This window comes from Arcicella sp. LKC2W (assembly GCF_034931005.1).
Taxonomy (GTDB): domain Bacteria; phylum Bacteroidota; class Bacteroidia; order Cytophagales; family Spirosomataceae; genus Arcicella.
The window spans coordinates 242,423-253,640 of the sequence record NZ_JAYGIN010000014.1; the positions used below are offsets into that span (position 1 = coordinate 242,423).

Consider the following 11,218-nt stretch of genomic DNA (forward strand, 5'->3'; position numbering starts at 1 on the left):
TTTAAACATCATTTTGCACGTATGAAAAAACTATTAATTCCGCTTATTTTCTTATCGCTCCAGTCATTTTGTCAAGACAATAAAACAACAATGTTAAAATATCCTAATTCAACTGGAGATATCGATTTTGATTCAACCTTAGATAGAAAAGACTTTCAATTATGTGGTAAAGGCTATGGCTATCAATATTTTAACGATGGTAAAGGTGTGTTGTATGAAGGCGAGAAAAAAGCGATTGAACAAAGTTTCAAAGAGAAGTATAAATCACAAAATGCCTCAAAGCAAACAGGCTTAATAAGAATCCGCTTCGTGGTTAATTGTAAAGGTGAAACAGATAGATTCAGATTAATAGGAACTGACGAAAATTATCAAGAAAAAACGTTTGATAAATCTATTACGGAACAATTATTAACCATTGCAAAAGAATTGAAAGGTTGGAAGCCTAAAGCATTCCAATCTAAAACCGAAATATTAGCTTACGATTTTTATCAATACCTAATCTTCAAAATTAAAGACGGAAAAATAACCGAAATCCTACCATGAAAATTTTATTTTACTTCTTATTTCTCATCTCTTTTCATACTTACGCACAACCCAATTGCAACGTATATCTGTATGCAGGAGATACGGCACAGTACAAAGCGTGCTTATTATCTGAACAAATTCAGGAATATCAATTTCATAGAAAATTCCACGAAAAATTTGATGAAGTCCTTAAAATCTGTCCAAATTTTGCTTATGCCTATCGTGAAAAATCAACAGCTTATCTAAAAAGTGGTGATTTTATAACTTGGAAAAAATTGATTGATAAAGCCGTAGAATTAGAATGGCGAACTAATTTAGGATATAGAGGTTGGTGTCGATACCAATTTTTTAGGGATTATGAAGGAGCAATTAGAGACATTGAAAAGTTGGATAGCTTAGCGAATTATGACATTGGATTCGGTCAAAATGGAGATTATCATTTGAATCTCGCCAAAGGAATTTGTTATAGTGCAATTGGGCAAAAACAAAAAGCAATTGACATTATGAAGCAACAGATTAATACACCTAATTATGAAGTTGGTCTGTACGATTATTATCAATTAGGAGTCACATATTTTGAAATCAAAGACTATCAAAATGCCTTGAGTTGTTTTGAAAAACAAGCTAAAATAAATGCTTTAGCAGAAAATGAGTATTATAAATCAAAAATTTTCAAGATTTTAAAAAATCAAGATGAAGCAAATAAATGTAAAAATGTAGCAGTAAAATTATATAAAGACAGTAAAATACTATTTGACCCTTATACTCATCATTTTAATAAAGTTTATTGGGAAGAAATTGAAAATTTATAAAAAATCCCTGCAAAACTTAGATTTGCAGGGATTTTTTATAATATCGAGAACAAATTACAATCTCACAATCTCAGCACCAAGAGCATTCAAACGAGTGTCAATGTTTTGATAACCTCTGTCAATTTGCTCAATGTTTTCAATGATTGATGTTCCTTTTGCACCCATTGCGGCAATTAATAAGGAAACTCCCGCACGAATATCGGGTGATGTCATTCGGATTCCTCTCAATTGTTGTTCACGATTTAAACCAACTACGGTTGCACGGTGTGGGTCGCAAAGAATAATTTGAGCTCCCATCTCAATCAATTTATCCACGAAGAATAAACGACTTTCAAACATTTTTTGGTGAATCAATACCGTTCCTTTTGCTTGAATAGCCGTTACTAAAACGATACTCAATAAGTCAGGAGTAAAGCCAGGCCAAGGACTGTCAGAAACCGTAAGCATTGAACCATCAATGAAAGTTTCGAGTTCGTAACGGTCTTGAGCAGGTACAAAAATATCGTCTCCTCTAATTTCTAATTTAATTCCTAATTTTTGGAAAGTTTGTGGAATAATTCCTAAATCCTTCACCGAGCAGTTTTTGATAGTAATTTCAGACTGCGTCATGGCTGCCATTCCGATGAATGAACCAATTTCAATCATATCTGGCAACATGGTATGTTCCGTTCCAAAAAGTTCAGAAACACCTTCAATTGTCAATAAATTTGAACCAACACCTGTGATTTTTGCTCCCATGCGGTTCAACATTTTACAAAGTTGTTGCAAATATGGTTCGCAAGCAGCATTATAAATGGTTGTTGTTCCTTCTGCTAAAACGGCTGCCATCACAATGTTGGCAGTTCCAGTTACAGATGCTTCATCCAATAGCATATAAGTGCCATGCAAATGTGACGCATCAACTTCGTAAATTCCACCATCTTCTTGCGAATAGTTGAATTTTGCTCCCAATTTCATGAAGCCCAGAAAGTGAGTGTCTAAACGACGACGACCGATTTTATCTCCACCTGGTGAGGGAATTCTACCTTTTTTGAAACGTGCCAAAGTAGGTCCAAGTAGCATAACTGAACCTCGTAAAGCGGCTGCTTTTTTCTTGTAAGTCTCTGAATTTAAGTAGTCTAAGTTTACTTCTGAGGCATCAAATTTTACAGAAGATTCTCCCATACGTGTACAACGCACGCCCATATCACCCAAAAGGTCAATCAATTGATTTACGTCACGAATGTTTGGAATGTTGTGAATAGTTACGGGTTCTTTGGTTAAAACTACCGCACATAAAATTTGAAGTGCTTCGTTTTTTGCTCCTTGAGGAATAATTTCCCCCTTCATTTGGCGACCGCCAGTTACTTTAAATGATGCCATTTAGTTGTTTATCTTTATCAATTATCGGTTATCTAAAATGTCTGAGATATTTTCAAAACGAATTTTAATTAAAAAATAGCTTAATTTTTTCAGTCATGAATATTGGTTTATATCTCAATTGCACTCAATGCTATCTACGGTTACGGTTATTATTGTCGTTTCTGCCGTTGTTGTTATTATTTCGATTGTCGTTTCTGCCGCCATTGTTGTTGTTGCGGTTGTCGTTTCTGCCGTTGTTATTATTGTTTCGATTGTCGTTTCTACCGCCATTGCTGTCATTTCTTCCTCCAAAATTCTGACGATTATTATTATTACGATTATCATTATTACGATTATCGTTTCTACTATCAGGTCTTCTTTCGTTGGTAGAATTAGTACGATTATTGGCATTTCGTAAATTTCCTAACGAAGAATTTCCAGAAATGGCTTGAACTATTTGAGATAATTTTCCTTCTGAAAGTTCAAGAATATGTCCCCAAATTACCTCATCATCAACTACTTCACGGTTCCAATTTTGATAAAAAGTTTTCATCAAACGGGCGATATGAGCTACCAGTATACGTTTTTCATTATCGTCTTGCTCTGCAATTGCCCGAGAAATCAATAATTCTACATTGCGTCCATAATATCGATATTTTAAGAAATTGGTATTGTATGGAACCGCTTTTGGTAATTTACCGACAGCGTCAGGTGCAGGAGGCGGGAATGGGCTTTCTACGTCCAATTTGAAGTTTGACATGATATAAAGGTCATCCCAAAGTTTGTTTGAATAATCCTGACTATCACGCATATTTGGGTGAACCTGACGCATCAGTTCTACCAATAAATAAGCGTATTTAGTGCGTGTATTTTTGTCTTGAACCGTAAGAATGTGGTTCACTAATTTTTGGACGTTGGTTCCGTATTCCTTCATGAGAATGTATATCTATGCAACAAATGTTGTAAAAGTCGATGATTTTTCACGAAGATACAAAAATGAGAGAGAATTGAGAATAGATTTTAGAGAATAGATGAGAGAATGTAGTTAAAATGATTCCATAAAATAACGCCTGCCACCGCCAAAGCTCCAAAAACGAATATCAAAACTGCACCTGCGGCTAAGTCTTTTGCTTTTTTTGCCAAAGGATGAAATTCAGGTGAAGCCAAATCTACCAAAGCTTCGATAGCAGTATTGACTGATTCTAAAGCTAAAACTCCGCCCATTGTCAAGATAATGGCAAGCCACTCATTTTCAGAAAAACCAATCAAAAAACCAGAAATTACGACCACCACCACCGCCAAAAGGTGAATTTTAGCGTTATTTTCAGATTTGAAAAGCGTAATAATTCCTTCCCAAGCAAATGGAACACTTTTTAAGAATTTTTGAATGTTAATCATAATTTCAGTTTTATTAAGGGCAAATTTAGCCACGAAGTCACAAAGACACAAAGAACAAAATGTATTCGCTGTGGATGCTTTCAAAATATATTAATTTCTTTGCGTCTTCGAGTCTTAGTGGCAAAAACTTATTCTTCCTTCAAATGAATCAAACTATAAAACATCCAATATGCCAAACCAATAAAAATTGAAAACTCAAAAGTCATTAAAATTGCCGTTGGATTTTTGATGGAATGAAACATGAACTTTACTAAAGTGAAAGGATGAATAAAAAAATCCCAAGAATTGAAACGTTCCACTCGACCCAAAAAAATACCAAAACCTGATAAACAAATTGCTCCGAAAGTAAACAAATTACTCCAATTGATTGAAAATACCTGCGTCCAAACCTTCTGAATCCAATAAAGAGATAATAAGCCACACGCCAAACTCACGAAAGCATACGTAAAAATCATGATTTGATAATGCCAATACGTATTGCCTGAAAGCGACTGCAAATGCACTAAATCGGTAATGATATAAGGAGAATTCGGAAAAAACAAAAGCCAAAGTAAGCTCGTTGCAAGGACTTCCCATTTTTGTAAAGCATTGATTTTGACCTTGTTTTCTAACCAAGTAACGATAAAAACAGGAATCCAAGCTAAAAATAAATTCCAGTTGATGCCCCATAAAGCAAAATTATGAGTTAAAACTGTTTTTAAAATAAATAATCCAATAGCAGAAACGGACATTAATCCGAGTGTAAAAATCAATCTAAAACGATTGATGGGGATATTGAAAATTTTCATGATTTTTAGAAAATATGGACAGCTTGCCTTTGAAGAGACAAGACTGTCCTGTGTTCGAACTATTCTTCTTTATTGTTGTAAGCACGATACCAATCTATATTTCGGGTCAAGTACATCACAATTGCCAAAATAATTAATAGTCCGATGCTTCCAAGTAATAAAGAATAATCTTCCAACTGTAATAATGAATAGAAAAAACCGTAAAGAAGAGCGAGTATTCCATTGAATATCAATGTTATACGCATATCTTTAAAAATACTCAACGTATAAAACATAATTAATGTGAGTATCGTTACACAACCAATTAAGTACGCCATATTGAAAGATAGATGCTCGGAAATTGCCAATAAAAGGACGTAGAAAAGGCAAATGGCAAAGCCTACCAAAAGATATTGAATTGGGTGTAAGCGTTTTTTATTTAGAATTTCTACGAAGAAAAACGCAATAAAAGTGATGACAATAAACATCAAATTGTATTTGGTAGAACGAATCGTTTTTTGATATTCATCAACGGGTAAAAGCAATTTTACGCCAAAAGAACTTTGCAATTCACTACTAACTTTGGGATTGTTACCATCTGGATATGAAGCTACCGCACGGTTTTGAGGCATATTTTCAGAATAATTTGAAATTGTGCCAATAAAATTTCCAACGCCTTGTTGTGGATAATTTCGGTTGAGGTGCAATTCGTTCCAAACCGCTTTAAAGCCTTTTTCCGTAACTTGACGTTCGTCAGGTAAAGATGCTCCCATAAAACTTGGCGTTCCCCAAGACGATTCAATGCTCACTTTTGTGGTTTTGCCAAAGGGTAAAAAGTCAATTTCTTTACTACCATTTAGGTTGATTTGAGCATCAAAATTGATTATTTCTGAAGATAAGTCAATCGGGCAACTTACCCCAGAAGCAAATAAATCTTTGGACTCAATTCCAGAATTCATTTCTTTGCTCACACCATTGATTTTCAGATTGATTGCTTCTTTAATTCCCTTCATATCCGTTAAACCAAAAGAGATAAATGCTTCTGAAAATAAGAATCTTTCTTTCGGAATTTTTAATAATTCAACATTCGGTTTTTTGAAAAAACCTTGAACGTGAAGTTGAGCGTTGTAGAGCATGACCACATAAATTCCTCGGTATCTTTTTTCTGGAATTAATTTTCCCGTGATGTTAAGATTTTCGGGTAAAAAGTGGGCGTATTCTATCACAGTTGACTTTTTGCCTTTATCATCTTCTTCAATGATGGTGTATGGAATAGTAATAACCGCCCCGCCAATCGTCTGATTACTTCCCCATTTTGACGTAATTTCCTCCACTGCATTGTCACGGGTAGCTTGTCGTTCATGAATCAGACTTTCCAATATGGCAGAAGGAATCATCAATAATAAAATCAGAATGAAAATAGTAATAAGTTTGAGCATAATTGAGCTTTTTACCCAATTGTTAAAGCGTTCAAAAAGGGATGTTTTTTCTGTTGATTCCATGATTATGTTGGGGTTGAAATTTTGTGGAAATTCTTTTAGTTTTATATATAGTATTTCAAATTACTTTGAATTTCAAAGTTAAATATTCTAAAAAAAGCCTTCATTGTACCACAATTTTCCAAAATCGTGAAATGTAAAGACTTTGTGTACCACGATTCTCCAGAATCGTGATTTAGTTGCTATTAAACTTTACGATTCTGGAGAATCATGATTTAGTTGCTATTAAACTTCACGATTCTGGAGAATCATGATTTAGTTGCTATTAAACTTCACGATTCTGGAGAATCGTGATTTAGTTGCTATTAAACTTCACGATTCTGGAGAATCATGATTTAGTTGCTATTAAACTTCACGATTCTGGAGAATCGTGGTACATTTTACATTCCTTTAATCAACGCCTCCAAAGCATTCAAATGCTCTTGAAAGGCTTGTTTTCCTTCGGTTGTTGCTTGAAAAGAGGTATTTGGTCGTTTGCCAATGAAGGCTTTTCTGACTTGAATATATTTTTCCTTTTCTAATGCTGAAATATGAGACGATAAATTGCCATCCGTTACATCAAGCATTTCTTTCAAATCGCCAAAATCAACCCAATCGTTCACCATGAGGATGGACATAATGCCCAACCGTACACGATTTTCGAAAGCTTTATTTATATCAGCGATTAAGTTTTTCATAATAAAAATTAAAAATTGGGTGATTTTGAGAAACGAGTTGTACTCAAATTACCGCTCATATTTCTTGTACATCACAATTCCGTAGGCAATATGCAATAGCCCAAAACCCAAAGACCAAAAGAGTAAACCGATTCGCCATTCATTCAAGAGTCCGCAAGCCAGCCCCAATACTACTTCAATATAGCCCAAATATTTAACGTCGTCGTAAGTGTATTTTGAGGCATTTATTAGGGCTAAACCGTAGAAAACTAATGTTGCAGAGTCAATTAAATGGGGAGCTTGTTGTAATAAAATCAAGCAAAAAAAACCACCTGCAATCAATGGAACACCCATATTTACTAATAATCTCTTAGAGGTTTTATCCCAAAGTTTCAAGCCTTTTCTTTTGGCTTGGCGTGCCGTAAAATAGAATGCAGAGATAAGTGAAAACGTCAAAACCACAATTCCATCAATGACGATGAAACGTAAAAGAGGCGTGTTGTTTAATAAATTCAAATACTCACCTTCATTATCTTCCAAAATACGATTATAGGCAATATACGCACCCACCAAAGCAAACATTCCCGCAAATACGCCTGAAAGCCCACTGAGTGAAATAAATCGAGAAGAGCGTTCCATCATCGAACGAATTTCTGTAAGGTCTTGGAGATGTTGTTTCATTTTATTTCAAATTACTTTGTAATGCAAAGTAAATATGTGAGTTTTTATTTTCCAAACTTTTTTGAATTATTTATTGGGAATGTTAATGTAACACAGACTTCAGTCTGTAAGTATAAAATCTTTGTTTGAAAATATTTCATATATTTACTATTACAGACTAAAGTCTGTGTTACTATTACAGACTAAAGTCTGTGTTACTATTACAGACTAAAGTCTGTGTTACTATTACAGACTAAAGTCTGTGTTACTATTACAGACTAAAGTCTGTGTTACAAATTCTACCAAATGAAATTAATAAAAACTGTCTACCGAAGAAATCTGCCTCACATCCAACCAATTGGTTCAACTTTCTTTATTACTTTTAATCTTCATGATGCAATTCCTGTACAGATTATTGCTGCTTTACAACAGGAAAAACTTGTGAAAATCGCTTCTCTAAGAGAAAATAGACCACTAAATTTTTATGAGGAAATTGTAAAAGAACACAAACGGCATTTCTCAAAGTTTGATGCTGTTTTGGATAATGCTATTCATGGTGGGAATTACTTGCGGAATAGAGAAATTGCCCAGATCGTGATGGATAAAATAACCTTTTACGACAGAAAATATTATGATTTACTGGCAGTTTGTATTATGTCTAATCATGTACATTTATTGATAGACTTGTACGTTCAAATTGAGGATTTGTCAGCCAGTATTGACATTACTTCTAATAATTACAAGCCTTTGTCTGAGCTATTAAAGTTAATAAAAGGAGGCTCAGCTTATGAGGCGAATAAAATTCTTAAAAGAAAAGGGAGATTTTGGCAAGTAGAGTCGTATGACCACTATGTCAGAAATGAAAAGGAACGTGATAATATTATTAGATACATAGCAAATAATCCTGTAAAAGCTAACTTGGTGAATTTTTGGCAGGATTTTTCCTTTACTTATGTGAAAGATATTTATCGAATAAATTTACCATAGTTATTTACAGACTGAAGTCTGTGTTACTTCAATCCGCCATGAAGAAATATTTAATCCTCTTATTGTGTTGTCTTCCTATTTTACTACAAGGACAAACTTACAGTTCTATTGCCCAAGCTCGAAAAGTAGCCGTTGGTAAAGCTGCCTACGTGATTGGTCGGGTTACTGCTACCAATCAATTTGGTTCAACTGCTTACATTCAAGATGCTACGGGTGGAATTGCTGTTTTTAATACCGCTTTTGCCAATGGTGTTACCATCGGTGACTCTGTAAAAGTATCTGGATTAATCGCAACTTTTAATGCTCAAATACAAATTGGTACGGCTTCGAGTATTGTTGATTTTACGAAAATTAATGTGCCTGCTAAAGCAGTTGTTCCTAAAGTTATTTCTATTGCTGATGCTAAGGTCTATGAAGGTCAATTAGTTACCATTAAAGATGTTGAATTTGATGATAAGAAATTTGTTCTTTTGCCCAATACTAATTATCAGGTAAAAGCAGGCTCATCCGCATCGGATTTAAGAATTGTTTCTACGACAAACCTTATTGGAAGGACAAAGCCACAAGGTGCGGTAACTGTTACGGGCATCATTGGGCTTTTTAATACAACCTATCAATTACAACCCCGCTTTATTGAAGATTTGCCCAATACCGAAGTGTATAAAAAGCCACAAACGGGTTTGTCGGCAGATAAATCTTTCAAATTAGCAACTTGGAATACCAATTGGTTAGGTAATACTGCTAATGGCCCAACGGGAGAATTACTCCAACAGAAAAATTTTCAACAAGTTTTAGATTCGCTGAAAGCTGATGTTTTTGTTTTGGAAGAGGTTTCAAACATAAAGTATTTTAAAGATTTTATTTCAAAATATACCAATTATAAAGGTTTTTGCTCTTCGGCGGTTTCGGCAGGAGGTGTGGCAGATGATGCTCAACGAGTTTGTTTCGTCTATAAAAAAGGTGTAGTGGATTCTGTTTCTGCTCGTCCGTTATTGACTAAAGCGACAACTTTACCAAATTATCCCGAAAATAATCCAAGTCGTTTTTGGGCATCTGGACGATTGCCTTTTTTGTTTGTGGCAGACGTTAATATTAATGGAGTCAAGAAACGGTTGCATATTGTAGGCATTCATGCACGAGCTAATACAGGTGGAACTACCCCAACCACAGATGCAAAAGAATTGCAATATCGTCAAAGAAAATATGATGTGGAGGTGCTGAAAGATACTTTAGATGCTCAATTTTCAGCCGCCAATGTCATTGTAGTAGGTGATTATAATGATGATGTCGATGAAACTGTTTCAGAAATAACCTCAACTAAAGAATCGTCATATAAAAGATTTATAGATGATTCTAAAAATTATCAGGCAATTTCTAAATCATTGACAGACAATGGCGTAAGAAGTTATTTGTCACGAAACAATGTTATTGACCATATCATGATTTCTGATGAATTAGTGAATAATTATGTAACAAATTCGGTTTCAACAGAATTAGGATTTATGTATATTCCCAATTATTCATCAACTACTTCTGACCATTTGCCAATTTATGCAACCTTCAATTTTGAGCGTGATAGAGTTTTGGGATTTGAGCCAAGAATTGATGAATTGGTCATGAATATTTATCCAAATCCAACGAAAGGGAGTATTACTATTGAAGCAGAAGGAAATGATTTTGATTATTCTCTGATGAATTTCTTAGGGAATAATTTGGTAGAAAGTACGGGGAATTTAGAGAAAATGAACCAGTCTATAAATGATAAATTATCAATTTTGCCTTCAGGAATGTATTTATTAAGAATTCAGTCGGGGGAGAAGAATGGAGTTTTAAAAATTATGAAGGAATAATTACTCACATTTTCTACGTGTATCGGCAATAGAAATAATTTTCCAACCTTTAGCGGTTTTATAGAATTGAAAAGCGTCAACACCACAATGTTGGCGTTTTTCATTTACGTACAATTCGTAAGGAGTCCAAGCCGTTGCCATTTGGGCATCTACTCTGATTTCATAGCTCAATACTTTTTCTTCAATTTTTACATTGGCTGGTAAACTCCCAATCTGTTTTACAAAACCATCAATTGAATTTTCGGTAGTTAGCTCAACGTTATTTGTTTTGCGACTCATTCCAATCGACAGCATTCTTGCTGAAGGATGAAAACACGCTCTAATCATAGTAGAATCATGTTTTTGCATTCCATCAAATAACTGAATAACAACAGCTTTTACGGCTTTTTCGTCTTCTGATTGAGCTTTTATAAGGTGCGAAACAAATAAAAGAGCGAAAAGTACAATTAGATTTTTCATATTAATTGAAGCTTAATGATTAGACCACAGATTGTACGGATTGAATGGATTTCCACGGATTAAAATTAAGAAAATAGACCACACATTATGTTGATTAAGCAGATTTTTATGATAAAATTAATCGGAATTATGTACTTAAAAATGCAAATGCAAATGCAAATTTGACCCAAATTAACCGCTGACGGGGTGAAAAACCGCCGTCAGGGTCTTCTTCCGTAACCCTGACGGCGGTTTTTCACCCCGTCAGCGGTTTTGCATTAATAA

The 11,218-nt window shown here is 34.4% G+C and carries 12 protein-coding genes; 4 read left to right on the top strand and 8 right to left on the bottom strand.

The window, feature by feature from the left end:
* The first annotated feature begins 21 nt into the window (after positions 1 to 21).
* Both VB796_RS13040 and VB796_RS13045 read left to right on the top strand, forming a co-directional pair.
* Positions 22 to 543: a hypothetical protein gene (locus VB796_RS13040; RefSeq protein ID WP_323346990.1), complete on the top strand. Its 522-nt coding sequence runs from the start codon at positions 22 to 24 to the stop codon at positions 541 to 543.
* Positions 540 to 1,337 carry a hypothetical protein gene (locus VB796_RS13045; protein ID WP_323346991.1) on the top strand — a complete coding sequence of 266 codons (798 nt, stop codon included), beginning with the start codon at positions 540 to 542 and terminating at the stop codon, positions 1,335 to 1,337. Before VB796_RS13040 ends, VB796_RS13045 begins: the two co-directional genes overlap by 4 nt.
* Positions 1,338 to 1,391: 54 nt before the next feature.
* Here the strand turns inward: VB796_RS13045 and murA are convergent, their stop codons facing one another.
* From murA to VB796_RS13080, 7 genes are all read right to left on the bottom strand, one after another.
* Complete coding sequence (murA, locus tag VB796_RS13050; protein ID WP_323346992.1) at positions 1,392 to 2,699, bottom strand: UDP-N-acetylglucosamine 1-carboxyvinyltransferase; 1,308 nt, start codon at positions 2,697 to 2,699, stop codon at positions 1,392 to 1,394.
* A gap of 130 nt (positions 2,700 to 2,829) precedes the next feature.
* Positions 2,830 to 3,612: a DUF4290 domain-containing protein gene (locus tag VB796_RS13055; RefSeq protein WP_323346993.1), complete on the bottom strand. Its 783-nt coding sequence runs from the start codon at positions 3,610 to 3,612 to the stop codon at positions 2,830 to 2,832.
* 86 nt (positions 3,613 to 3,698) lie between these two features.
* Entirely contained in the window at positions 3,699 to 4,076 is a 378-nt protein-coding gene (locus tag VB796_RS13060; protein WP_323346994.1) for a diacylglycerol kinase family protein, read from the bottom strand.
* Between the two features lie 128 nt (positions 4,077 to 4,204).
* Positions 4,205 to 4,864, bottom strand: coding sequence for a DUF1361 domain-containing protein (locus tag VB796_RS13065; protein WP_323346995.1), 660 nt, complete (start codon positions 4,862 to 4,864; stop codon positions 4,205 to 4,207).
* Positions 4,865 to 4,923: 59 nt separating this feature from the next.
* On the bottom strand, positions 4,924 to 6,345 hold the full coding sequence (gene creD, locus VB796_RS13070) for a cell envelope integrity protein CreD (protein ID WP_323346996.1): 1,422 nt from the start codon (positions 6,343 to 6,345) through the stop codon (positions 4,924 to 4,926).
* 377 nt (positions 6,346 to 6,722) lie between these two features.
* Positions 6,723 to 7,019: a transcriptional regulator gene (locus tag VB796_RS13075; RefSeq protein WP_323346997.1), complete on the bottom strand. Its 297-nt coding sequence runs from the start codon at positions 7,017 to 7,019 to the stop codon at positions 6,723 to 6,725.
* Positions 7,020 to 7,067: 48 nt separating this feature from the next.
* Positions 7,068 to 7,679, bottom strand: a complete 612-nt coding sequence (locus VB796_RS13080; protein WP_323346998.1) for a hypothetical protein — start codon at positions 7,677 to 7,679, stop codon at positions 7,068 to 7,070.
* Positions 7,680 to 7,964: 285 nt separating this feature from the next.
* Between VB796_RS13080 and VB796_RS13085 the strand changes: the two genes are divergently transcribed.
* Both VB796_RS13085 and VB796_RS13090 read left to right on the top strand, forming a co-directional pair.
* The gene (locus tag VB796_RS13085; protein WP_323346999.1) at positions 7,965 to 8,645 is read left to right on the top strand and encodes a transposase; all 681 of its coding nucleotides are present in this window, start codon (positions 7,965 to 7,967) and stop codon (positions 8,643 to 8,645) included.
* Between the two features lie 38 nt (positions 8,646 to 8,683).
* Positions 8,684 to 10,495 carry a DUF5689 domain-containing protein gene (locus VB796_RS13090; RefSeq protein WP_323347000.1) on the top strand — a complete coding sequence of 604 codons (1,812 nt, stop codon included), beginning with the start codon at positions 8,684 to 8,686 and terminating at the stop codon, positions 10,493 to 10,495.
* Here VB796_RS13090 and VB796_RS13095 read toward each other — a convergent pair whose 3' ends face one another.
* A complete protein-coding gene (locus tag VB796_RS13095; protein WP_323347001.1) occupies positions 10,496 to 10,954 on the bottom strand; it encodes a nuclear transport factor 2 family protein in 459 nt (152 codons plus the stop codon). It lies immediately after the preceding gene.
* Between the last annotated feature and the right edge of the window lie 264 nt (positions 10,955 to 11,218).

Coding starts and splice junctions, on each gene's coding strand:
- murA (WP_323346992.1), bottom strand. CDS start 2,699: ATGGCATCATTTAAAGTAACTGGCGGTCGCCAAATGAAGGGGGAAATT.
- VB796_RS13045 (WP_323346991.1), top strand. CDS start 540: ATGAAAATTTTATTTTACTTCTTATTTCTCATCTCTTTTCATACTTAC.
- VB796_RS13060 (WP_323346994.1), bottom strand. CDS start 4,076: ATGATTAACATTCAAAAATTCTTAAAAAGTGTTCCATTTGCTTGGGAA.
- VB796_RS13040 (WP_323346990.1), top strand. CDS start 22: ATGAAAAAACTATTAATTCCGCTTATTTTCTTATCGCTCCAGTCATTT.
- VB796_RS13085 (WP_323346999.1), top strand. CDS start 7,965: ATGAAATTAATAAAAACTGTCTACCGAAGAAATCTGCCTCACATCCAA.
- VB796_RS13080 (WP_323346998.1), bottom strand. CDS start 7,679: ATGAAACAACATCTCCAAGACCTTACAGAAATTCGTTCGATGATGGAA.
- VB796_RS13055 (WP_323346993.1), bottom strand. CDS start 3,612: ATGAAGGAATACGGAACCAACGTCCAAAAATTAGTGAACCACATTCTT.
- creD (WP_323346996.1), bottom strand. CDS start 6,345: ATGGAATCAACAGAAAAAACATCCCTTTTTGAACGCTTTAACAATTGG.
- VB796_RS13090 (WP_323347000.1), top strand. CDS start 8,684: ATGAAGAAATATTTAATCCTCTTATTGTGTTGTCTTCCTATTTTACTA.
- VB796_RS13095 (WP_323347001.1), bottom strand. CDS start 10,954: ATGAAAAATCTAATTGTACTTTTCGCTCTTTTATTTGTTTCGCACCTT.
- VB796_RS13075 (WP_323346997.1), bottom strand. CDS start 7,019: ATGAAAAACTTAATCGCTGATATAAATAAAGCTTTCGAAAATCGTGTA.
- VB796_RS13065 (WP_323346995.1), bottom strand. CDS start 4,864: ATGAAAATTTTCAATATCCCCATCAATCGTTTTAGATTGATTTTTACA.